At 68.7% G+C, this 22,820-nt stretch carries 21 protein-coding genes and 5 pseudogenes; 14 read left to right on the plus strand and 12 right to left on the minus strand.

All coding sequences use genetic code 11. The features are described from left to right. The first annotated feature begins 117 nt into the window (after positions 1-117). Entirely contained in the window at positions 118-1,353 is a 1,236-nt protein-coding gene (locus tag OG978_RS03525) for an IS110 family transposase (RefSeq protein WP_326763311.1), read from the plus strand. Positions 1,354-1,684: 331 nt separating this feature from the next. Here the strand turns inward: OG978_RS03525 and OG978_RS03530 are convergent, their stop codons facing one another. Next, positions 1,685-2,329 carry an NADPH-dependent F420 reductase gene (locus OG978_RS03530; protein ID WP_326763743.1) on the minus strand — a complete coding sequence of 215 codons (645 nt, stop codon included), beginning with the start codon at positions 2,327-2,329 and terminating at the stop codon, positions 1,685-1,687. 419 nt (positions 2,330-2,748) lie between these two features. On the opposite strand from OG978_RS03530, the gene OG978_RS03535 reads away from it, so the two are divergent. Next, on the plus strand, positions 2,749-4,329 hold the full coding sequence (locus OG978_RS03535; RefSeq protein WP_326763744.1) for an alpha/beta hydrolase: 1,581 nt from the start codon (positions 2,749-2,751) through the stop codon (positions 4,327-4,329). 553 nt (positions 4,330-4,882) lie between these two features. Here the strand turns inward: OG978_RS03535 and OG978_RS03540 are convergent. The 8 genes and pseudogenes from OG978_RS03540 to OG978_RS03575 form a co-directional block, all read right to left on the minus strand. Beyond that, the gene (locus tag OG978_RS03540; protein WP_326763745.1) at positions 4,883-5,032 is read right to left on the minus strand and encodes a hypothetical protein; all 150 of its coding nucleotides are present in this window, start codon (positions 5,030-5,032) and stop codon (positions 4,883-4,885) included. Beyond that, the gene (gene amcB, locus OG978_RS03545; protein ID WP_326763746.1) at positions 5,010-6,185 is read right to left on the minus strand and encodes a cyclophane-forming radical SAM peptide maturase AmcB; all 1,176 of its coding nucleotides are present in this window, start codon (positions 6,183-6,185) and stop codon (positions 5,010-5,012) included. Before amcB ends, OG978_RS03540 begins: the two co-directional genes overlap by 23 nt. 246 nt (positions 6,186-6,431) lie before the next feature. Then, a complete protein-coding gene (locus OG978_RS03550; protein ID WP_326763747.1) occupies positions 6,432-7,022 on the minus strand; it encodes an isochorismatase family protein in 591 nt (196 codons plus the stop codon). Between the two features lie 82 nt (positions 7,023-7,104). After that, positions 7,105-7,245 carry a hypothetical protein gene (locus OG978_RS03555; RefSeq protein ID WP_326763748.1) on the minus strand — a complete coding sequence of 47 codons (141 nt, stop codon included), beginning with the start codon at positions 7,243-7,245 and terminating at the stop codon, positions 7,105-7,107. Continuing rightward, positions 7,212-7,934 (minus strand): hypothetical protein, encoded by a 723-nt coding sequence (locus OG978_RS03560; RefSeq protein WP_326763749.1) that lies wholly within the window; start codon positions 7,932-7,934, stop codon positions 7,212-7,214. Before OG978_RS03560 ends, OG978_RS03555 begins: the two co-directional genes overlap by 34 nt. Then, positions 7,931-8,623: a hypothetical protein gene (locus OG978_RS03565; RefSeq protein WP_326763750.1), complete on the minus strand. Its 693-nt coding sequence runs from the start codon at positions 8,621-8,623 to the stop codon at positions 7,931-7,933. Before OG978_RS03565 ends, OG978_RS03560 begins: the two co-directional genes overlap by 4 nt. Before the next feature lie 629 nt (positions 8,624-9,252). Next, entirely contained in the window at positions 9,253-10,329 is a 1,077-nt protein-coding gene (locus OG978_RS03570) for an MFS transporter (RefSeq protein WP_326763751.1), read from the minus strand. A 32-nt stretch (positions 10,330-10,361) separates the two neighbouring features. Next, positions 10,362-10,715, minus strand: a pseudogene (locus OG978_RS03575) (zinc-binding dehydrogenase); the annotation flags it as partial. On the opposite strand from OG978_RS03575, the pseudogene OG978_RS03580 reads away from it, so the two are divergent. Continuing rightward, positions 10,672-11,555: pseudogene (locus OG978_RS03580) on the plus strand (helix-turn-helix transcriptional regulator). The pseudogenes OG978_RS03575 and OG978_RS03580 overlap by 44 nt on opposite strands. 186 nt (positions 11,556-11,741) lie before the next feature. Here OG978_RS03580 and OG978_RS03585 read toward each other — a convergent pair. The 3 genes from OG978_RS03585 to OG978_RS03595 are packed head-to-tail and all read right to left on the minus strand — an operon-like array spanning position 11,742 to position 14,411. Further along, on the minus strand, positions 11,742-12,734 hold the full coding sequence (locus OG978_RS03585) for a class I SAM-dependent methyltransferase (protein ID WP_326763752.1): 993 nt from the start codon (positions 12,732-12,734) through the stop codon (positions 11,742-11,744). Positions 12,735-12,789: 55 nt separating this feature from the next. Further along, positions 12,790-14,046 (minus strand): RNA polymerase sigma factor, encoded by a 1,257-nt coding sequence (locus OG978_RS03590; RefSeq protein ID WP_326763753.1) that lies wholly within the window; start codon positions 14,044-14,046, stop codon positions 12,790-12,792. Continuing rightward, the gene (locus OG978_RS03595; RefSeq protein ID WP_326763754.1) at positions 14,043-14,411 is read right to left on the minus strand and encodes a YciI family protein; all 369 of its coding nucleotides are present in this window, start codon (positions 14,409-14,411) and stop codon (positions 14,043-14,045) included. Before OG978_RS03595 ends, OG978_RS03590 begins: the two co-directional genes overlap by 4 nt. Before the next feature lie 388 nt (positions 14,412-14,799). On the opposite strand from OG978_RS03595, the gene OG978_RS03600 reads away from it, so the two are divergent. From OG978_RS03600 to OG978_RS03655, 11 genes and pseudogenes are all read left to right on the plus strand, one after another. Continuing rightward, positions 14,800-15,051, plus strand: a complete 252-nt coding sequence (locus OG978_RS03600; protein ID WP_326763755.1) for a hypothetical protein — start codon at positions 14,800-14,802, stop codon at positions 15,049-15,051. Positions 15,052-15,701: 650 nt separating this feature from the next. Further along, on the plus strand, positions 15,702-16,175 hold the full coding sequence (locus OG978_RS03605) for a carboxymuconolactone decarboxylase family protein (protein ID WP_326763756.1): 474 nt from the start codon (positions 15,702-15,704) through the stop codon (positions 16,173-16,175). A gap of 176 nt (positions 16,176-16,351) precedes the next feature. After that, on the plus strand, positions 16,352-16,708 hold the full coding sequence (locus OG978_RS48225; RefSeq protein WP_442817651.1) for an SDR family NAD(P)-dependent oxidoreductase: 357 nt from the start codon (positions 16,352-16,354) through the stop codon (positions 16,706-16,708). A 96-nt stretch (positions 16,709-16,804) separates the two neighbouring features. Then, positions 16,805-17,140, plus strand: a pseudogene (locus OG978_RS03620) (succinate dehydrogenase); the annotation flags it as partial. A 291-nt stretch (positions 17,141-17,431) separates the two neighbouring features. Continuing rightward, positions 17,432-18,178, plus strand: coding sequence for an SDR family oxidoreductase (locus OG978_RS03625; RefSeq protein ID WP_326763757.1), 747 nt, complete (start codon positions 17,432-17,434; stop codon positions 18,176-18,178). 152 nt (positions 18,179-18,330) lie between these two features. Further along, positions 18,331-18,923: pseudogene (locus OG978_RS03630) on the plus strand (YceI family protein). A gap of 93 nt (positions 18,924-19,016) precedes the next feature. After that, positions 19,017-19,244, plus strand: a complete 228-nt coding sequence (locus tag OG978_RS03635) for a hypothetical protein (RefSeq protein ID WP_326763758.1) — start codon at positions 19,017-19,019, stop codon at positions 19,242-19,244. 133 nt (positions 19,245-19,377) lie between these two features. Then, the gene (locus OG978_RS03640; RefSeq protein ID WP_326763759.1) at positions 19,378-20,274 is read left to right on the plus strand and encodes an aminoglycoside phosphotransferase family protein; all 897 of its coding nucleotides are present in this window, start codon (positions 19,378-19,380) and stop codon (positions 20,272-20,274) included. A gap of 465 nt (positions 20,275-20,739) precedes the next feature. Beyond that, positions 20,740-21,525 (plus strand): annotated as a pseudogene (locus OG978_RS03645) (sigma factor-like helix-turn-helix DNA-binding protein); the annotation flags it as partial. 10 nt (positions 21,526-21,535) lie between these two features. Continuing rightward, complete coding sequence (locus tag OG978_RS03650; protein ID WP_326763761.1) at positions 21,536-21,970, plus strand: cupin domain-containing protein; 435 nt, start codon at positions 21,536-21,538, stop codon at positions 21,968-21,970. A 206-nt stretch (positions 21,971-22,176) separates the two neighbouring features. Next, a complete protein-coding gene (locus OG978_RS03655) occupies positions 22,177-22,746 on the plus strand; it encodes a hypothetical protein (RefSeq protein WP_326763762.1) in 570 nt (189 codons plus the stop codon). The last annotated feature ends 74 nt before the right edge of the window (positions 22,747-22,820 follow it).

Below are 22,820 nucleotides of genomic sequence, written 5' to 3' on the forward strand. Positions count from 1 at the left end.
GTGCAACGCCGGACCTCTTCACGGGCGGGATGTCTGCGTAACGTGGTTGCCGGCGTGTGGTGCCGCAGGGACGGCCGGGACGGATGCGAAAGGCACGACCGAAGAGGGGCATCGCGCATGGCCGACACCGTCATCGATATCTCCGGCATAGGTCTGTTCCTCGGCCTGGACCTGGGCAAGGAGTTCCACCACGCCCGCGGCCTGACCGGGCAGGGCAAGACCGTCCACGACAAGAAGCTGCCCAACACCGAGGCCCGCCTGCGGGAGTTGTTCGACAAGCTCAGGGCCAAGTTCGGCACCGTCCTGGTGATCGTGGACCAGGTCGCCAACATCGGCGCGCTGCCACTGACCGTGGCCCGCGCGACCGGCTGCCGGGTCGCTTACCTGCCGGGACTCTCGATGCGCCGGGCCGCCGACCTCTACCCGGGCGAAGCCAAGACCGACGCCCGCGACGCCTTCGTCATCGCCGACACCGCCCGGACCATGCCGCACACCCTGCGCGCGGTGGACCGCGACGACGAGAAGCTGGCCGAGCTGACCATGCTCACCGGCTACGACAACGACCTGGCCGGCGAGGTCAACCGCACCTCCAACCGGCTGCGCGGCCTGCTCTCCCAGATCCATCCCACCCTGGAGCGGGTGGTCGGCCCCCGGCTGGGCTACCCCTACATCCTGGCCCTCCTTGAACGGCACGGCTCCCCGGCCAGGCTGAAGAAACTGGGCCACGCCCGCTGCGAGGCCCTGCTCAAGGCGCACGGCTCGCGCAAGGCCCACCACCTCACCGCGGAGATCTTCGACGCGCTTGCCGAGCAGACCGTCATCGTGCCCGGCACCGAGGCCAGCGCGCTGATCGTGCCCGGACTTGCCGCCCAGCTCGCCGCCGCCCACACCCAGCGCCGCCAGGCCGAGCAGGAGATCGCCGCCCTGCTGGAGGCCCTCCCTCTTTTCCACCTCCTGACCTCCATGCCCGGCATGGGCGTCAGGACCACCGCCGCCGTGATCGTCGCCATCGGCGACGGCACCACCTTCCCCACCGCAGGACACCTCGCCTCCTACGCCGGACTCGCCCCCGCCACCAAGTCCTCGGGCACCTCCATCCGTGGCGAGCACGCACCCCACCGCGGCAACCGACTCCTCAAACGCGCCCTCTTCCAGGCCGCGTTCGCCGCGATCGGCTGCAAATCCGACCGCTCCTCCCGCACCTACTACGACCGTCAACGCGCACGCGGCAAGACCCACACCCAAGCGATCCTCCGCCTGGCCCGCCAACGTGTGAACGTCATCCACGCAATGATCCGCACCGGGGCCCTCTACGAACCACGAACCCCCGGCGACATCGGCCTCGCGGCCTGACAGCACCACCGCCCCTCCCTTCCTGACCCCATCACGCGCGCACCGGCACGGCCACCCCCGCCGTGCCGGCCACCGGGCTGCCCATCAGGCACCCGATCCGCCGGGAACGTCCCGCTTCGCGGGACGTTCCCAAAAACCAGCACCAACTCCCACGAACCGACCCTGACAGGGTTGACGAAACAGATAGGGGCACCCCCCCCTGAGCATCGTCCGGCCGTCCAGCCGAGGCCGCCCCATCGCTCTGCGGGGCAGGGATGGGGCGCACGAAGTCCCGCTCGACTTCGGAGGGTTCATGGCGACGTATCACTCGGCCATGAACCATCAATCAAGATCACATGGATGGCAGACCCTGGGCAGAGGGGCGGGTGACCACATTGATGTTGAACGTGTGGGCACCCAGGCCGCCCGCGATGCCCATGAAGAGCAGGGCGAAGTGCTCCTGTCCGCGTGCGGTGCTGATGCCGCCGATGTCCAGCTGGGACGACGGGGACCAGCCAAGGTCGTTGAGCAGGCGGCCGGTGGTCCGTTTGGCTTCGGCATCGTCGCCGGAGAGGAAGACGGTGCTCGGGCCATCGAGACCGTCCGGGGCGGTCATCACGGTGGAGTCCATGGTGCACAGCGTCTTGACGACGGGGGTCAGGGGGAAGGCTTCCTGGATCTGTTCACCCAGGCTGCTGTTGGGGTGCGAGAGCTCGGTGAAGTCGTCGGAGAGGCCGACCCCGACATCGATCAGCAGGGTGCCGGCCAACGCTGGTGCCCCGATGGAGTGCAGCAGTTCCACGGAGACGGCCCCCGGGGTGGCATTGACCAGTACCTCTGCGTGGGCAGCTGTCTCGCTCAGGCCCGCCACGGGGAGACCAAGGTCTGTCCGCTCCTCAGGCCGACGTGAACCGAGGAGCACATCGTGTCCTGCGTCGCTCCAGCCTTGAGCCAGTGCTCGGGCGACGTTTCCGGTGCCAAGTAGTCCTATACGCATGGTGTGACGCTAGCCATTGTCGGGGCTCAGCGAATCGGACCGCGGGCCCGAGTGGACCGGCACCAAAGACGTAGTCCTGTGGTTGCTTCCCACTCGCTACGACAAAACTGCCGAGTCCTACCGGGCAGCCGTCACCCACACATCGCTCCTGATGTGAGCGTGACACTTTGACGACAACTCCTAGGACCACTGACGTACGCGCACGGTACTACCGAGAGACGATGACGTGGTGTCAGGTGTGGTGAAAGGCTGGCCCGCATGACGAGAACGCCCGGGACAGCGGGCGGATGAGGGAGCGCTCCGCGTTCCCCGGCCCACCTTCTGCGGCCCCGGCCGGGTCGGACCGGGCCGCCCCGCTCTTCTCGCTCTCCGCACCACCTTCTGTGCCGCTCTCTCACGCACCCACTCAAGGAGACCGTGTGACCACCATCAGCGCAGCGGTGCGCCGCGCCTCGTCCGTGGGCCTCGCCCTCACCGCGTGCTTCACCGCGCTGCCCGGCACGTCGGCGACAGCCGCGGACCGCGACGGCGGAGCGGTGACGGCCGGGGCCGGCCTCGACCGCTACTACCACCAGCGCCTCGACTGGCGCAGTTGCGTCGTGGGCCCGGACGATGCCACGGGCCATGACCTGGAGAAGGCCGGCGCACGCTGCGCCGACGTGACTGTCCCACTCGACTACGCCGATCCCCGTGGACGTACCCTCACGGTCGCGATATCCCGACTCGCTGCCACCGACACCCGTCACCGGATCGGCTCACTGCTGTTCAACCCCGGAGGGCCGGGCGGGCCCGGCCTCGGCTACTCCCCGCTCATTCGCCAGGTGTTGAAGGAGACCGGCGCACGCTACGACGTCATCGGCTTCGACCCGCGTTTCGTCGGCCGCAGCACCCCGCTCAACTGCGGCTGGCCCGTCGGTTCCTCCGTGCTCTCGGCCGGTCGAAGCCGGGCGAGCTTCGAGCGCCAGGTCGCCCTGCAGAAGGGCCTGGCCGACAGGTGCCGGGCCACCAACGCGTCCGTGCTGCCGTACGTCACCACCCGCAATACGGCCCGCGACATGGACGTCATCCGGGGCGCGCTCGGCGAGCGCAGGGTCTCCTACCTGGGCTGGTCCTACGGCACCTACCTGGGCACGGCCTACACCCAGATGTTCCCCCGCCGCTACGACCGGGTGGTCCTCGACGGGGCACTGGATCCACGCCGCTACAACCCTCGGCTGATGCGCGGCGTGGAGCGCGAGAACGAGCAGGCCCTCGCCGACTGGGCCACCTGGGCAGGGCAGCGCCACAGCGTCTACGGCCTCGGCCGCACGCGCGGACAGGTGCTCGCCACGATCAACCGCGTCGTCGCAACGTCTGCGCGCCACCCGCTGACTGTCGGCACCGGCGCGGACACGTTCCGGCTCGACGACACCCAGGTGCCCTTCGTGATCTTCTCCGGGACCGCGGACGACACCGATGAGGCACGAGCGGCGGCCGGGGATCAGATCTCCGTGCTCGCCAGGGCCGCAACGGGTCAACCTACCCAGCTGTCACGGCAGTTCGCCGTAATGTTGCGGGGCGCACTCACCGACGAGGGGTCACGCAACGGCAGTGTGCAGTCCGCGATCCTCTGCGGCGATGTCTCCGTGCCGCGCGACCCCGAGAGCTATTGGCGGGACATTGAACGCAGCCGGGCCGAGCATGCGCTGTTCGGCCCCCTCACCAACAACATAGGGCCGTGCGCCTTCTGGGACCGGCCCCGCGAGAAGCCCACCCGGGTGCGTCACGACACCCCGGCACTGATCGTGGCCGCCACCGGCGACCCGCGCACCCCCTACACGGGCAGCGTGGCACTGCACAGCCTGCTGCCGAGCTCCAAGCTGCTCACCCTCAAGGGCGCCAACCGGCACGCGCTCTACGGCCAGTACGGCAACGCCTGCGTGGACAACGAGGTCAACCGGTACCTGGCCACCGGAAAGCTGCCCGCGCAGGACCGGACCTGCGTGAAGCGGAGCCACTGACCGCCCGATGCCGCGTCGCCCCGGTCCCCCGGCCGCGCGCCGGTGGGCCGGGACGGCTCGGCGGCCCCTCAGGAACGGGCCATGGCCGGCGTCGAGCAGGCGACACCGAGAACTCCTCGACCATCCGGAGCGTCCGAAGCGGCGCGTGTCGGCGAAAGCTCGGTTCGGACAGTGGTAGTCGCCCGACGCCGGTCGTACGGTCTCAGCACATCGGCGAGCAACAGCATGCAACGGCACGGCACGGTTCTGCCGGAACGAGGACATCGGATGACGGGCATCATGCCCTGAACGAATACGACGGGGTCCCGCGGACTCCTGGTCCGTGCACTCCGCGCCCGTCGGCAGGCCGGGCACTGCCGGCACCTCGAGCATGGGTCCTTGGACCCAGCACCCTCTCCCACCGGGTGGCGCAGTGGGCCACCGAAGACGCCGGGCGCGGAGATCGCCTTCAGCCGGGTGCTGGATCCGGTCTCGGGTCGGGTCGGGTCGGGTCGGGTCGGGTCGGGTCGGGTCGTCCCTGCATACCTTGCCTGCGAGTCCCTGAAACGATCAGTCAGTAGTCCCAGCCGAAGATGCTGGCGATGTCATGGCATTCGTCGGTCTGATCTGCTGCCAGGGTGAGTTCGTGCCGACTGGCCTCAATCCGTTCGGCGAGCGTAACCGTTGTCTCGATGTCCTGTTCACGTGCGGGCATGTTCGGCATGGCGCAGGATTCCTTCCAATAGGTTGATCTTGCTGGTGCGGCAGTATGCGGTCTCGGTGGTGTCCAGGCGGCCGGTCTCGAAGTACTTGTTGGCTACCTGCCCGCCGCGGCAGTAGGCGAAGTACTCGCACTGCGTACGGCAGTTGGCGATGCCGGCCAGGGCTTCCGCGACCCACGGCACCTGCTCCGCGCGGGCTGCGAGGTCGGAAAGTGGGGTGTCCAGGACGTTGCCGGCGGTGAACGGGCCATGGTGGGGTGAACGGAACCCGGCAAGTTCCGCGCCGACGGGAAGGTAGTGGCCGTCCCAGGTCACCAGGGGCAGGGGCATGATCGGACGATCGGCACGCTGTGCCGCGGCTCCGGAGAGCTCCTCGCGGATGTAGGTGTAGACGTGGTCGAGATCCCTGATCCGGATACGAGGGTCGGCCTGCCGGCTGGCGGCCAATTCCTGCCAGAAGGCGATGGCCCCGGTCTGCGGCAACTGCCCGCCTGCGTATACGCCTTTCTTCTCGGCCAGGTTCACGGCCAGGCTTTCGCAGTCCAGCTCGCAGGCGAAACGGTACAGGCGACCGGCCGCTCCGGCAGACAGGTCTGACACCACCGCGATGATATTGAAGCCAATACCAGCGCGTCGCAGCGAATCGATTCCACGCATGGCCTGCGTCGTGCTCGGGTGTCCCGCCCAGTCCATCCGCGAGGCGTTCGCTTCACCAGGGCCATCGATGCTCACCGTCACTTGGACGGGTACCTGCGAAAAGACTTCGCACCACGCGTCATTGATACGGGTGGCGTTCGTCGTCACCTTATGAGTCACCGAATGCGTCTCATCCGGCCCGAAGGGCGCCACCAGGGAACGGAAGTAGGCCGGGTCCACCGCCAGCGGTTCTCCGCCGTGCCACGCGACGGTCACCGGATGCTGCCTGGACCACTCCCGGACGCCGGTTGCCACGGCCTCGGCGACCTCCACACTCATACGCCGCGCCACCTTCCGGTCGGGCAGGTAGCAGTAGGAGCAATCGAGATTGCAAAGAGTCGTCGGCTGCATCAGCACGGCCGACGCCGACCTCGCCAGCCTGACCCGACCCGTCTGCATGGCCCCCGCGTCACCAGGATCCACCTGACGAGCTGTCACGCTCGAAAGTGTCATGGCCATGCCTCCACTGTTCCGGTATGCCGCCCGTTTCCGCGGCTCTGCCCCCTGCGCGGCGCCCGGGGCTATTTCCACCCGCCCAACGCCGAATCCCGACCCAGGTCACGGCGGAGATCGGGCCGACGCGGGGCCGGGCGCACGACCGCGGACGCGTGCGCAGACGATCACCGCTGGGCCCGAAAGCCGGCCCGGGGCGGGCGGGGATCCCTCGCGCCCCCGGCTCGATGACGAGGTGCCGGACCGGCCTGTTCAGGCAACGACGACAGGTTCACCGCTCAGTACGACACCGGCCAGGCGCAGCTCGTCGAGTGCGGCGCGCGTGGTGTCGGCGGAGACGCCGGCGGTGTAGTCGAGCAGGACCCGCACCCTGAGGCCCGCGCGCACTCCGTCCAGTGCGGTCGCCTTCACACAGTGATCGGTCGCGATGCCGACGATGTCGAGATCGGTGACGCCGCGGGCCTTCAGCCAGTCGGACAACGTCGTACCGTCCTGAGTGAAGCCCTCGAAACCGCTCTTCGAGGCGGAGTGCGCGCCCTTGAAGACGACCTCGTCGACGTGCCCGGAGTCCACGGCGGGCGCGAAGTCCGGATGGAACTCGCCTCCCTCGCTGCCGACGACGCAATGCACGGGGAACGAGTCCCGGAAGTCGGGGTTCTCGGAGAAGTGGGCGCCCGGGTCGATGTGGTGGTCACGGGTGGCGACGACGAAGGCGTACTGCTCGTCGGGACGCCTGACCAGCTCGGCGATGGCGGCGGCCCGCCCCGCACCGCCCTTCACCGGAATGCTCCCGCCCTCGCAGAAGTCCTTCTGCACATCGACGATGATGAGTGCACGACGCATGGAAGAGCCCTTTCACTCGGAGATCATCTCTCCCCGATGGTTGTCCTTCCGCCGGCGTGCGGGCGCGCCACTCGCCGGTCATTCACCCGAGCGGCGTGGCATGCGCGGCAATGAGGTACAGCGCTTCCTTCCCCACTGGAACCATGGAGCCGCCCACGACCACGACGGCGAGGCGGCTGATGTTGCTGGTCAGGGCTGTCCGTTCGGCCTCGGTGGCTGCCATCGGCCGGGTGTGTGCAGGCGGGCGGTCAGTTCGGTGACAGCTGTTCCGGTGTCGGCCGGGAGCTCGGACACGACAGTGAGCGCCGCGGTGATGTGCTCGGGCTTGGCGCGCGGGTCCGCCTGGACGGCGAGGACGGCGTCCAGGGCAGGCATCGGGGTCAGGGCGTGGTGCCAGGCTCGGCGGGCGGGGCCTGTGGCGTAGTGCGCGGTGAGAGTCTCGGCGGGTGCCAGGGGGACGCCCGCGCGGCGTGCCAGGGGGGCGAGACCCGAGGCGACGAGGTCGCAGATCTCGCCGGACCGGGCGGTGTTGCGGTGGTGATCGTCGCGAATCTGATAGATCGCCGCGTACACGAGGGCTTGCTCACGGTCCGTCGCTGGGGACGGCAGGGGCGTCTCGTGCCAGTACTCCTCGACGGTCGACGGGGTGATCCGGGGGCGGGTTCGGCCGTCGGGTGCCTGTGTCGTGGCGATGCGTATGGCGCCGAGGGCGATGGCGTTCTCGGAGAGCCGTCGCAGACAGCGGAACTCGCCCGACTCCCTCGCCCCGGCAGCATGCCGGATCTGTGTGACGGTCGGGCCGTCCGTCCAGATGAGACGGGGGTCCGCGTCGTCCGCGTGGATGTCGTGGCCGAGATGCTCGGTGAGCGCGGCGGCAAGCCGCAGCAGGCCGGCCTCGGGCTCGCGGGTCATTGGTGGTCCGGCCGGGGCAGGACTGGGACGGTCTGCGGATAGCCGATGGCCGTGATCTCGGCCGTCAGCTGTTCGGGCGTCACATCGGGGTTGAGCGCCGCCACCATTTCCGGGGTCAGCGGACGCATCGCGTAGATGTGGCGTACGGCGTCCAGGTCCACCGGGGTGTTGTAGTAGCTCCGGGCCCAGTCGGCGAACCCCTCGGGCGTACCGTCCACGAGGAAGGAGAACAGGTACGACGCCCCATCGGGGTCGCTGCCTCCGCCGTCGTACTCGATCTGGCCCGTTCGCCACCGGTCGTCGCCGGTCTCGCGCCACAGGCAGGCCGTCACATTCGGAGTCCCGTCCTCGATGAAGGACGGCTCCTCGACGCAGGACCGGAACACCTCCGGTACCGAGTCCACGACTCCCGGCCAGACACTTCGGTCACCTGCGTATGGGCTCATGGGCGACTCGTGATCGAACCCGCGGATGTACACGCCCTCGGGCGAGAAGATGACCGAGTACTCGTCGCCTGCTCCGTTGTCCATCCAGCCCAGTTCGCGCCCTGGGGACCAGTGGGCGTCGAATCCGTGGCGGCGGTATGGGCCACCGGGCGCGAGGATCGCTTCCGCCATCGCCATGGAGCGGCACCGGTCACGCAAGGCCGGGATGTCGGGAAGGTGTTGGGCGACGTCATGAACGGTCATGCCTGCATTCCAGCAGACGCCTACGACAATCGAACGCCCGGCTGTCGTCTGCCGCTGCCGTGGTCCCGGGATGAACGTGCCCACGGACCGGTCATTGATCGGATTCATCAGGTCCGGCGGGTCAGTGTGAGTGATCAGTGAGGCCGTCGAAGAGAGGGTGCGACAGGTGCTCCGTCCACGGCCACGGTGGGGTTTCGGGTGCTTGGCGCCAGGTCAGATGCACTCGGGCGAAACGAGGCGGGTCTCCTTCGATGCTGAACAACACTTCGTCGCATCGGCTGCAACGGGCGAGTGCGGTGGCCTGCGTGCCGAACAGCGGATGCCTCTGGCCCACCTCGACGTGCAGCTGTGCCTCCAGAACTCTGGCCGTCGCGCTGGGGGCCAGAAGCCAGGGTTCCGGCAGGGGCCTCGATTCGCCGTCGAAGAGACAGTCGTAGCCGGGATCGAGGCCTGCGTCCGCCCAGGGCCCGCGTGCCCCGGCGTCTCGCACTGCCAGGCGCCGACACGACGAACAACGGCGAACCTCTCGCATCGGACCGCGGCGACCACGCACGGGTTCATCGGGGAGAGCTTGTCGCAGGGTGCGGTCGATCAGTTCGGTTCCGCACGATGGGCAGGTATCCATGGCCTCAGTCTGGCTCACGCTCCGAACACGGTGGGGTGCGGGCATCGAGAGCAACGATCGGTAGCAGTGTGGCGGTGGCGGCGCGCTGCGCCACGATCAGGGTCGGGTGGTGGGTGCCTCTCAGGGACAGTGCGATGAGCGGAAGCAGAGTGAGGGCGGCGGAGACCGTGCCAACCAAGGCGGGGCCGGTCAGGCCGAGGGAGGAGTCCAGGGCCCGCCCGGCGATGCCGGCGCCGTAGGCGGAGGTGGTCAGGGCCGAGGTGAGCGTCGGGGCGTCGCCGGCGAAGCGGACGGCAAGGGAGGTGACGACCGGGTTCACGGTGAATCCGGTCAGGGCCATGAGGAAGATCAGAGCCATGGCCGCCACCGGGCTGTCCGACAGTGGGATCAGCAGGAGCAGGGTCAGAGCGGTGGCTGCCGCGGCGGTGATGGTTGTGGCCATCGGACGGCGGTCCCCCAGGCGGCCGCCGATGGTGTTGCCGCCCAGAGCGCCGACGCCGAAGGCGATCAGGACCAGTGGGACGGCGCCTTCCGCGATGCCGGCGCGGCCGGTCAGGAGCGGGGTGCTGTAGGTGTACGTCGCCAGGACACCGCCCGTGATCAGCATCGCGGCGCCGAGTGCCAGCCACAGTCGGCCCTGCCGCAGGGCCCGGACTTCGGCCCGCACCGACACCTCTGCGCGCCGCTCGATGGTGGGGACGAAGCGGCCGACGAATGCGGCGGCGAGGCCGGAGAGGACGGCCAGGGCCCAGAAGGGGCCGCGCCAGCCGGTGGGCTGTCCGGCGAGGGAGCCGATCGGCACGCCGACGACGTTGGCCAGGGTCAGGCCGCCCATCATGACGCCGACGGCCCGGGTGGAGTTGCCGGGGCCCGCTGCGGCGGTGGCGATGACGAATCCGACGGCCCAGAACGCCCCGGTGGCCAGGGCGGTGACGACACGGGCTACGAGGACGACCGTGAAGGAAGAGCTGAGGGCAGCGACGACGTGTCCGAGGGCGAAGACGGCCAGGGCCAGGACCAAGGTCTGCCGCTGGGGCAGGCGCAGGGTGGCCAGGGCCATGGTCGGCCCACCGACGATCATGCCGATGGCGAAGGCGGTGATCAGGAGGCCGGGTCGGGCAGGTAGCGGCGTACGGGGGCGGGGCCGCCGCGCAGGCCGACGTGGGTGAAGAACAGTTCCTGGCCGTCGATGGCCACCTCGTGGGGGACGCCGACGAAGCCGACGTTGCCGCCGGGCCGTGCCGAGTGCAGGGCCTGCTGCATGGCCTGGGCGGTGCCGACGCATTCCAGGACCGAGTCGGCGCCGATCCCGTCGGTGAGGTCCTTGACGCGGGCGACGCCTTCCTCGCCGCGCTCGACGATGATGTCGGTGGCGCCGAACTCCAGGGCGAGCTGCTGCCGGGGTTCGTGGCGGCTCATGGCGATGATCCGTTCCGCGCCCAGTTCCTTGGCGGCGATCACCCCGGAGCGGGCCGGGCTGCCCGCAGGGTCCCGGCGCCGTGTCCCGGGGCTGCGCAGGAGCGAGGTCGCGGCCCTGGCCGACGTCAGCGTCGAGTACTACGCCAAACTCGAACGCGGCAACCTCGCCGACGTCTCCCCGGCCGTCCTCGAGGCCGTCGGCCGCGCGCTGCAGCTCGACGACGCCGAGCGCGCCCATCTCCTGCACCTGGCCCGGGCCGCCGACGGCACCGATACCCTCACCCGCCCCCGGCGCCGGACCACCCGGCAGTGGAAGCCGCACCGCAGCCTGCAGTGGACCCTGGACGCGATCACCGCCGGGCCCGCGTTCGTCCGCAACGGCCGCATGGACCTGCTGGCCGCCAACCGGCTCACCCACGCCTTCTACAGCGACGTCTACACCAGCGGTCAGCCCTCCAACCTCGCCCGCTTCAACTTCCTCGACCCCGCCTCCCGGCGCTTCTACCCCGACTGGGACCTCGCCGCCGACGTCGCCGTCGCCATCCTGCGCACCGAGGCCGGGCGCAACCCGCACGACAAGGACCTGCACGACCTGGTCGGCGAACTGTCCACCCGCAGCGAGAAGTTCCGCACCCGCTGGGCACCCACAACGTCCGCCACCACGGCACCGGAGTGAAGCGGTTCCACCACCCGGCCGTCGGAGAGCTCACCCTCGCCTACGAGGGCCTGGACATGGCCGCCGAACCCGGTCTCACCCTCACCATCTACACTGCCGAACCCGGCTCGCCCTCGGAGGAGGGGCTGCGTCTGCTCGCCTCCTGGGCCGCCACCCAGGAAACCGAAACTGCTACAGAACCGTCCACGGCCCACTGGCCACGGCAGGGCTGAGCCCGAGGTGGGTCGCGAGAGCCTCTTCGATGCTCTCGTCGCACTCGACGCTCTCGTCGAGGAACTGCTCGACTTCACGCAGCAGCCGGCGCACAACATGGAGCTGTCACACCCCGATGGCCCCACCGTCGTCTGCGACATGTCCGGATGGCCGTTCGCAGAGGCGGACATCCAATTGGCGAGGCACTACTGCGCGTTGCGCCGACGCGCGAGGTGGACGGTGATGTCGGCGGCAATCTCAACCGTCTCAGGCAGAACCTGCATGATCTGGCCAAATACCTGCTCCCGCTCCGAGGTCGGCAATACGAGATAGGCCGAGATGGTCGAGAGTTGGCCGACGTATTCGGTTGCGCTGATCGTCAAGCGCCGTTCGACCACGTCCTGTTGAACACCGGTGAACCATTCAGACCGTTGGAGTTCCGTACCCGGCCACTGCATCTCATGCTCCGGAGGTGTCCCGTCCGGGGACGGAATCTCGTCGCTCTCCAGGAACGGTGCTCGTGCCGCGCGAACAGCTTCCTCCACAGCCGGGTCGGCCAGCTGGATCGGCCCGCCGAACGAGGCGAACACGCCACCCGGCTCCAGCAGCGCGGCCATGCGTGACCACCGACCCTCCGGGTTAGTCCAATGCAGCGCTGCTGCCGCATAGACCAGCCCGTACCTCTCGCCCGGTTGCAAGTCCTCGAACGCGGCCTGCACTGTCCTGACGCTTGCCGGCACGTGCTTGCGCAACTCGGCGAGCATGGCCCTGTCAGGATCGGTCGCGGTGACCATGACCTGCCGTTGAGCGAACAGGCGGGTTGCTTTGCCTGTCCCGGCGCCAATCTCGAGGGCACGCCGAGCCGGCTGACCCGCGTACGCCATCACCATGTCGAAAAGCTCCACGGGATACCCCGGCCGGAACCGTTCGTATGCTTCTGCCATCATTCCGAAGCTCAGTGCACGACCAGACATGCCGAGCATCCTGACACGATCTGAGTCGTCAGTACTTGGTCTTTTCACCTGGCCTTTTCGCTTGGCCCCCCACTTGGCGTTCTCACTTGGCGTTTTCGCGCGACCCGGCCGTCCGATCACGGCGGCCAAAGCCTGAAGCACCAACGTCGCTCCATCGGGTTTCTGGTCGCAGGTGCGGCCCCGGGCGCAGGCGGCGGCGATGGCGCCCAGGAGCTGGAAGAGCATCCGATGCCCTCGGGGCGACGCGGTGGCAGTCCCGACCGGAGTGGCTCGGGATGGGTCAGCCGGTGGCGGGACGTGGTACCAGTCGGGCGGCCCGGGTTTCCAGGTAGCGGCGCTCGGCCAGGCTGGTGGTGCCGTGGGCGGCGCGGTGGTAGTACTTCCGGGCCGCCGGGTGGTCGCCGGCCAGCTCCAGCAGGTGTGCGCGGACCGCGTGCAGCCGGTGGTGGTCGTTGATCCGGTCATCCGCGGCCAGCTCGTCCAGCAGGGCCAGGCCGGTCTGCGGTCCGTCGATCATGGCGACCGCCACCGCCCGGTTCAGGCTGGCCATCGGGTTCGGCGAGAGCCGCTCCAGGATCTTGTACAGCGTGTTGATCTGGCGCCAGTCGGTCTCGCCGGTGCTGGGCGCCTCGTCGTGCAGCGCGGCGATGGCGGCCTGCAACTGGTAGGGGCCGAGCGTCGATCGGGTCATCGCGTCGGTGACCAGCGCGACGCCCTCGGCGATGCGACCGCGGTCCCAGCGCGAGCGGTCCTGCTCGTCGAGCGGAATCAGCTCGCCGTGTGGGCCGGTGCGGGCGGCCCGGCGGGCGTCGGTGAGCAGCATCAGGGCCAGCAGGCCGGCCACCGCGCCGTCGTCCGGCAGCAGCCGGTGCAGCAAGCGGGTCAGCCGGATCGCCTCGGCAGCCAGGTCGTCGCGGCGCAGCCGGTCGCCGGAGCTGGCGGTGTAACCCTCGTTGAAGATCACGTACAGCACGTGCAGCACGACCCGCAGGCGTTCCGCCCGGTCCTGCCCGACCGGCATGGTGAACTCGCTGCCCGCGGCCTTGATCCGCTGCTTGGCCCGGCTGATCCGGGCCGCCATGGTCGGTTCCGGTACGAAGTAGGCGCGGGCGATCTCCACGGTGGTCAGGCCGCCGACCGCGCGCAACGTCAGCGCGACCTGCGAGGCCGGGCTCAGCGCCGGGTGGCAGCACAGGAACAGCAGGGTGAGCGTGTCGTCCCGGTCGGCCGGGGTGTCCTCGCCGGGGCCGGGCGACGTCGGATCCGGCTCCCGGGCGGCCACCGCGTCCTCGCGCCGGCGCCGGGCCTGCTCGCTGCGGATCTGGTCGACCAGGCGGCGGCCGGCGACCGTGGTCAGCCATCCGTGCGGGTTGTCCGGGACGCCCTCGGTCGGCCAGCGTGTCGCCGCGGCGAGCAGTGCCTCCTGCACGGCGTCCTCGCTCAGGTCGAACTGCCCGTACCGGCGCACCAGCGCGCCGAGGGCCTGCGGCGCGAGCGCGCGCAGCAGGCCCTCGACGGTGGCGCGGTCGGCGCTCACGCGGTCGGGCCGCCGGAGAAGATCACCTGGCGGACCTCGATGCCCAGGCCGTTGAACCGGGCGTCCGGGATCATCGCGGCCAGCTCCAGCGCGCGGTCCCTGTTCTCGACGTCGACCAGGTAGTAGCCGCCGAGGAACTCCTTGGCCTCCAGGTAGGGGCCGTCGGTGACGACCGGCACACCGTCGCGGACGCGGACCACCGAGCTCTGTGACGGGTCGGCCAGTGCCTCGGTGCCGATCATCTCGCCGGACTCGCGGATCGTCTTCATGAATGTGCCGTGGCCGTCCATGATCTCCTGGCGCTCGGCCTCCGTCAGTTCCTCCATGATGGCCGGGTTGATGTGCATGATCAGCAGGAACTTCATGTCCAACTCCTCACCGTCGTGGCGCCCGGTCGGGCCCCGTCATCGGGTGGTCGTCGCGGACCGGCCGTCCTTGACATACCGGCGACGGGTTCAGCAGATCAGATGATTCCACCGGCCCGGGTCAAGATCCGTCGAGCGGCTCCGACCCTACCGTGACGATCCACCAGAGGTGGTTGCTCCATGAGTACGACGACGACCGAGACGGCACCGGCCGTGGACCGCGCCGGGCGGCGGGCCTGGCTGGGCCTGGCCCTGCTGGCGCTACCCACCCTGCTGGTCGGCCAGCCCGACCGCGATCGCGGCGGCCGTCGGCCAGCAACTTCTTCGGCGCTTCGCTGGGCATGGCGCTGCTCGGCGCGGCAGGCGCCGCGGCCTCTACCACCAGCGGATGGCCGGCCCGGTGGCGGACGCAACGTCGGCCGGTCTGCCCGCGGGCGCGGCGCGCCCAGCCCGGGAGACGCTGGCCGGTGCGGTCGACGCGGTGCACCGGCTTCCCGACCGGGCCGCGGCCGACCTGCTGCGCGCTGCGCACGACGCGTTCACCAGCGGGCTGCACGTGGCCGGCGCCGCCGGCGCGGTCATCTTCGCGGGCGTTGCGGTGTGGTTCCTGCGGGTGCACCGCCGATCCCAGCGGGGCTGACCGGCGCCCGGCGCATCCGCACCGGCCGGATCGGGTCATCGCTGCGGCCGAGGAAGCGTTCCACCTGCGGTTCCTCGCCCAAAGGGCCGTGCCCGACGCCCAGATGGCAGCCGTCGGAGGTGTTGAAGGTGATCGTGGAACGTCATGGGCGGCCGGGTTCTGTCGGTCGTCTTGATCCCCCGAGGTGGCCCGGGTGGTCAAGATGCCGCCGGTGATGGCCGCTGCGACTGCCACGGCTGCGCAGGCCGCTATCAGTCCGACGTTCATGCGCCGACCATGCCAGTGCCGAGCCGAACGCAGCCACTCCCTCAACGCAGATCCCACCCAGAGACTGGACAACGCACCGGAATACCACAGCCCCCTTCCGGTGCGGATTGTCTGTGTGCGACTCCAACAGCTTCATGGTCGCGGTCTCGGCTCCGTTCACAATGCGGCATCCGTTGTGAGGGTGTGCTCCCGACCATACCGACTGCAATGATATTCAGACACACCGTGTTCAGACAGTGTCACTTCCGTGGTGCCCGGGCGAGTCGGGGCGGGCCCGACAGAGGGTGCATGTGGTATGGATCACACACCCTGACCTGTCACACAGTTAACCGGGACAGCCCGGTCAATAGTGTGAATCGGCACTACGGCGAGGAGAGAACACCATGGATGCGCGTCTCAACTACTTCGGTAATGCGCTCGGGGCCAAGGTTCTGAAGCACATCAATTCGGCCAACAAGGTGGTCTCGGACTCAACGCTGCCGCACACGACACAGGAGCTGGTGAAGATCCGCGCAAGCCAGATCAACGGCTGCGGCTTCTGCGCCGACATGCACACCAAGGACGCCACCCACGCGGGCGAGACCGCCCAGCGCCTCAATCTGGTGGCAGCCTGGCGGGAGGCCACGGTCTTCACCGACGCCGAACGTGCCGCACTGGAGCTGGCGGAGCAGGGCAGCCGCATCGCCGACGCCGCCGGCGGGGTCACCGACGAAGCCTGGGCGAACGCCGCCAAGCACTTCGACGAGGACCAGCTGGCCGCGCTGCTCTCCCTCATCGCCGTCATCAACGCCTACAACCGCATCAACGTCATCAACCAGCAGCCCGCTGGGGGCTATCAGCCCGGCCAGTTCGGCTGAGCCGCCGGGAACGTCGGTGGACGTGCTGTCCGTCTCCTCGTCGCTCCTCCCCCGACCTGCGGCAAAGAGGCGGGCTTCCGGCCCGGCCCGAGGGGTCCCTGGCGTCTGGTTCAGGGGCCTCTCGGGTATCGAGCCCGTCCGCTGCCGGGGCCGGCGGGCATCGAACAACAAACACCATGCCCAGCTCAGCACCGCTGCACTTCTCGGACCGCGTCGCCATCGTCACGGGCGCAGGATCGGGCATCGGCCGGGCCACAGCCATCGCCCTGGCGGCATCGGGGGCGCACGTTCTCGGCGTGGGACGGCGGCAGGAGGCGCTGGAGGAAACCGCTCGCGCACACGCCAACATCGAAGTCCTGTCGACCGACGTGTGCGAGGAGGGCGCCGCCGACAGGACTTCCTCGTCGCGTACGACACCGGCGTACTCGGTCATCATGTTGCGGATGGCGCGCTGCAGCGCGCGTACGTTCTCCGGCCCGTCCGCGGCGAGCAGCTTGTCGCACCGCCCTTGGACGTTCCGCGGCCTTCCTTGATCTCCGTGTACGAGGCGAGGGCCACCCGGTCGCGGGTGGACAGCTCCATACGCTGCGCGTCGTAACGGTTCATGTACCGCTCGCCGAGCGCGTTGTCTGCGGACCGGACTGACGGAGCTCGCGGAGATCGAGAAGCGGATGGAGAGCGTCGGGGTCCATCCCGACATCGCCGGCTACCAGGATCTCGCGCACGCCTTCGACCTCAAGGCGGCCGCCCTGGCAGCTCGCGCCACCCTGGAGGCGGCGCTCGAACGCCGCGGGACCCGCGGCTGTCACAACCGCAGCGACTATCCGGAACCCGACCCGGCGCTGCGGGTCAACCTCGTGTGGTCGCCCGGGGCGGGCATCACCCGCGAGCCCCTTTCTCCCGTCCCGGACGAGATCGCCTCCCTCATGGAAGACGTCTCCACCGACGGCAAGCTCGCCGAGTAGCTGCCCTCTCCCCCGCTTTCACCGACGGCACGGCGGACCAATTCTGCCCGAGTGGCCGCCGTATTCCCGCTCACCCGCATGGCGCTTACGCATGCGTGTGCGCTGAAGCCTGAGAGCCTGCCCGGCGAACAGAGAACAGAGAATTTCGAGATTCTTCCGGACAGCCGTCACAAACACAGGCACCATCCGGTCTTTACCTGATACAGACGGAAAGACGCCGATGCCGAAACGCGGCAGCAGCCATCAGGCCGCGCGGGCACATACAAACAATCTCCCGAGAGGATTCCCATCATGAAGGTCGTAGTCATTGGCGGTACCGGACTCATCGGCTCGAAGCTGGTCGCCAAGCTCAGCGAGCACGGCCACCGGGCAGTGCCGGCCGCGCCCAACACCGGCGTCAACACGCTGACCGGTGAGGGCCTCGCCGAAGTCCTCGAGGGCGCCCAGGTCGTGGTCGACGTGTCCAACTCCCCCTCGTTCGAGGACGACGCCGTCATGAAGTTCTTCCGTACCTCGACCACCAACCTCCTCGAGGCCGAGGCCGAGGCCGGCGTGACCCACCACGTCGCCCTGTCGGTGGTCGGCACCGAGCGCCTTCAGGAGAGCGGGTACTTCCGTGCGAAGCAGGCGCAGGAGGAGCTGATCAAGGCGTCCGGGATTCCGTTCTCCATCGTCCACGCCACGCAGTTCTTCGAGTTCATGAAGGGCATCGCCGCCGAAGCGACCGACGGCGACACCGTACGTCTGGCCCCTGTCAAGATCCGGCCCATCTACTCCGACGACGTGGCCGCCGCCGTGGGGCGCACGGCTGTCGGCACGCCCGTCAACGGCGTGGTGGAGGCGGCTGGCCCTGACACGTTCCAGCTGGACGAGCTCATCCGCAAAGGCCTCGCCGCGAAGAACGACCCGCGCACCGTGGTGACCGATCCGCACGCCACATACTTCGGTGCCGAACTGCAGGAGGCCACGCTCCTGCCCGGTGACGACGCGCACATTGCCGGGACCCGCTTCAGCGACTGGCTCGCCCAGCAGGCGTGAGCTCACCGGGGTGGCCCTGGCGGCAGGACCACCCCGGCTCCGGCCGCTCGTGCCCTTCGCGCCACGGAACACATCTCGGCAGAATCTTCCGGCCCGTCCGTACGGGATTCCGCCCCCATTCGACATTTATCGCACGAGGAAGGAGGCGCGCCATGCCCGAAATCGGCAATCAGACTACAAATCCCCGTGTCAGCGCCTACGAACATCTGGCCGGCTCCTGCACCATTGATCCGGCCCACAGCACGATCGGTTTCTCCGTACGCCACGCCATGATTTCCAATGTGCGCGGAAAGTTCGACTCCTTGAAGGGCTTATCAAACTCGACCGCTCCCGGACCGAGCTGTCGGAGGCTCACGTGAGTATGCAGAGCGACAGCCTGGACACGGGGATCAAGGAGCGGGATGCCCACCTCCAGGGGCCCGACTTCTTCGACTCGTCGAGATTCCCCCTGACCTTCCGCTCCACCCGCATCGCCCCGGCCGGTGACGACGAGTTCCGTCTGCTCCGGAGTTTGAGGATCAAGGACATCGAGCTGCCCATCGAGATCGATATCGAGTTCGGAGGTGCCGGCCGTGACGCCTACGGGCAGAACCGGGTGGGTTTCGAGGGGCGTGCCACCCTTCGGCGTTCCGCCTGGGGGCTGACCTGGAATACGGCGCCGGAGACGGGAGGCGTTCTCGTCAGCGACAAGGTGTCGCTGAACCTCGGCATCTCCGCGGTCCAGGTCGACCGGGCCGACGCCTGACGCGAGAACACCGGCGGACGTGTCGGGCGTCTTTCCCGGACGCACTCCGCCCCACTGCCTCCTTTGCCACTGCCCGCCGACACAGGATGCGTGATGACCTCAATCTCCCAAGCCCCGCTCGTCGTTGCGGCCACCGTGCAGTCTCTGGCTGCGGAGGCCATCTCGCTCCAGGCCCGTATCACCGAGCTGCGTGAATCGCTGGTCCTGCTCGACCTGCAGATCCGGTCCATGTCCGACACCCTGCACCGGCTTCGGGCCGTCGGCGCCGAGCACCGCGCCGCGGACGTGGCTGTGTCGCCGATCCCTTCCTCCGGTACCTGACCGGCTACGCGTTGATGCCGCACGAGCGGCCAACCGCGACCTCACCAGATCTCAGAACCAACGCGGCTGAATCCCAGCGTTTGCCCGTGCTCCACCATCGGTGGCCAAGGGCCATAGATGGTTGAGTAGGACCATGGACAGTTTCCAGATCGACGACAGCTTGGTGCGCTCCCTGGTGCGAGAGCAGCATCCGGACCTTGCAGAATTGGACCTGCGTGAGGTGGCCGGCGGTTGGGACAACCAACTGTGGCGTCTCGGGGATGAGTTGGCCGTGCGCATGCCGCGCACGGAGCGCGCACCGTCCCTCCTGCGCAACGAGCACCGGTGGCTGCCCACCCTGGCCCCACGCCTTCCACTACCGGTCCCGACCCCCATGCGGATCGGTGAACCCTCCACACGCTTCCCTCGGCCATGGACCATCGCGACATGGGTTCCCGGCGAACCGGCCGACCGCGCCCCAATCAGCCACGCCCGCGCGGCCGACACATTGGCGGGCTTCCTCAAGGCGCTCCATGTGAAGGCGCCCGCCGAGGCACCGGTCAGTCCAGATCGCGGCGTTCCCCTCAAAACGCTCACGGACGCCTTCGAGAAGACACTCGGAAACCTCGCCCCCGAAAGCGTTACCGCTGACCTCCGGAATGTCCAGGACGTCTGGGACGAGGCCCTTGCGGCTCCCGATTGGGAGGACCCGCCGGTATGGCTGCACGGCGACCTTCACCCGGCAAATGTCGTCGTCTTGGACGGGACGCTCTCGGGCGTGATCGACTTCGGTGACATGTGCGCAGGCGATCCGGCGGTCGATCTCGCGGCTGCGTGGGTGCTCCTTCCCGCGGGGGCGGCTGCACGGTTCTTCGACGCGTACGCGCACGTGGATGAGGCGATGATCCGTCGCGCACGAGGGTTGGCTGCCCTGAAGAGCCTCGTCCTCATCCTCATCGGCCAGGCCGGGGATCGGGGCCTGCCCGGCGGCAAGCCGACATGGGGACCCGCGGGCCGGGCAGCGCTTGACCGTGTTCTGGCATCAATCTAGGAGGACACGAACTTCCACGTGCTCAGCTCTGGGTGGCACGGTGGTGGTGCCACACGTGTTGCACACGACAGTGTCGAACACACGTCGCTGAGCTGCACGAAGTGGTCTTCACTCGCCTCGCGCCACACAGTCACCCGCAGAGAAGGCGGCACACGGCTTTCGCCTCGTCGGTCTGTGCCAGCGCCGGGAGACTGTTGCTCCTTCCGAGGGGAGCCTGCGCGGCAAGGTGGATTTTGCACGGGTCGGCCTGGTCGTGGGCCGGAGCTGTGCGACGCCGAGCCCTGGGTTCGGTGTCGCACCCCGCTGCCTCGATGAGCCAGGTCACGGTCTCTGGCAGATGAGACCGGACGGTTGACGTCTGTGTGACACCAAGCGGTGTCCGCGCCGCCGCAGGCACGTCGGCTTCCGCACGATGCCGAACAGGGCACCGGCAACCGAGACGCTGCAGCACAGCCGCCGTGATGTCACCGGGTACTGGGAAGCGCGGTCGAGGCCGAGGAAGTGGTGCAGGAAGCGTGGTTGCGCTGGCAGAAGACCGATCGAACGGCCGTGGTCAGCCCCGTGGCCTTTCTGTCGAGCACCACCACCCGACTGGCGATCAACGTGGCCCAGTCCGCCCATGTGCGGCGCGAGACCTACATCGGCCCATGGCTGCCCGAACCCGTGGACACGAGCAGTGACCCGGAGGTGGGCGTCCAGCGGACCGAAGCACTGGAACTCGCGCTCCTTCTCGTCCTGGAGAAGCTGACTCCCGCGGAACGGGCCGCGTACGTCCTGAAGGAAGCATTCGACTACGCCTGTGCCGATATCGCGGAGATGCTCCAACTGACTGTCGTCAACGTCCGAAAGATCGTGAGCCGGGCCCGCAAGCAGACCCTCGACCTTCATGACGATCGCGGCTTCGAGCGAAGGCATTCACCGGGTCATGTGGGTGCTCAACCCGAGCAAGATCGCCGCGTTCCTCAACTCACGCCCCCGGTACGAGACCGCGCTCGGCGGCCCCGCCGGTACGAGGGCGGCGGAAGCGGAGAGCGCGCCTACCCGAGGGGAGCGGGCGTGCGCTCTGCCGCCGTACGAGGCAAAAAACACTGTCGAACACTATCTCTGCATTACCCTACGAGCAGGGAACACTGTTCAGCCCTAGCACGTTATCCAGTGGACATTCGATGGGACGGCGCGCTGCGTCTCTCCGGGGCCTGTCACGCCGCTGGCGACAACCGGGCAGCCACATCCATGCACCCATCCCCCTGAAGGGACCGTCATGCGCAACCTGTCACGTCTGGGAGCGATCAGTGTCTTGCTCGCCGCCCTCTGCTCCCCTGCCGGCGCAGCCCACGCGACCCCGGGCGGCCCCGGAGTCACCGGGAAGACCATCGCCCGGACCACCATCGGCGACCGTGACTACACACTGCGCAAGATCACCATTCCGCCCGGTCAGGGAACGGGGTGGCACTACCACGACGGCACGCTGTACGGCTATGTCAGGCAGGGAACCCTGAGCCACTTCGATGCCACCTGCGCCTCGGACGGTGTGTACCCCGAGGGAAGCTCTCTCCAGGAGCCGTCGGGCGCCGACCACGTGCACATCGGTCAGAACCGCGGCACCACCGATGTCGTTCTCGAGGTCCTCTACGTTCTGCCGCACGGTGCCCCCTTCTCCCAGGACGCCTCCAATCCGGGCTGTGTCTTCGAATAGCGGACGCAGGCGGCCACGGCACCCTTGCGAGGCCCTGTCCTGGCGTGAAGCACCGTGAAGCACCATGTGGTGTCGACCTGGTCTCCCATCAACGCAAGAGTGTTCCTACGTATGATGGGGGTGGTATCTGTAGTGGAGCCGGGCGACATTTCGAAAAGAAGGCCGGGCGTGGACGCGACCACAAGGGTTGAGGACGAGAGGAACACATGGTCTCCGTAACCCATGCGGCACACGACATCGAGGTCACCACTGAGAGCCTCCAGGAGGATCTGGCCCGTCTGAAGGTCCAGAAGCAGGCCCTGGAGCGCGAGCTGGCTGCCGTCATCGCCCATCTCCACTCCGTCCAGCGGGCTCTCGGCGCCTTTCAGGCCCTGATGTCCCCCTCCGGGGCGGCGTCTTCCGGCACCGCACCCAGGGCTGTCGCACACGTGGAACAGCTGCCGGATTCGCCGGCCGTGGATCCAGCCGACGCCGCGGCCAGAAGCGGACGCGCCACCCGGGATCCTGAATCCACGGCCGTGCCTGAGGAGCACGGCCCTGCGCCGGAGTCTTCCGACGAGGCCGGCGGGCAGAAGAAGTACGGCAAGCTGACCGAACAGATCCTGGACTACTTCGCTGCAGTCGGCGACGTCGACGTACGCGCGCGTGATGTCGCGGCGGCGCTCGGCCGCGACAGTGACAGTGGCAGCATCAACGCCGTCCGAAGCACACTCGACCGCTTGGTCGGCACGTCCCGGATCCGGCGCGCGGGCCGCGGCCTGTACCGCGCCGCGTAGCCTCTCTGACGATCACCCCCTTCCCCCTGCGGCGTCATATCGTACGGGGGCACACGTGCTGCGAGATGTGCCTC

It is taken from the genome of Streptomyces sp. NBC_01591 (assembly GCF_035918155.1).
Lineage (GTDB): Bacteria > Actinomycetota > Actinomycetes > Streptomycetales > Streptomycetaceae > Streptomyces.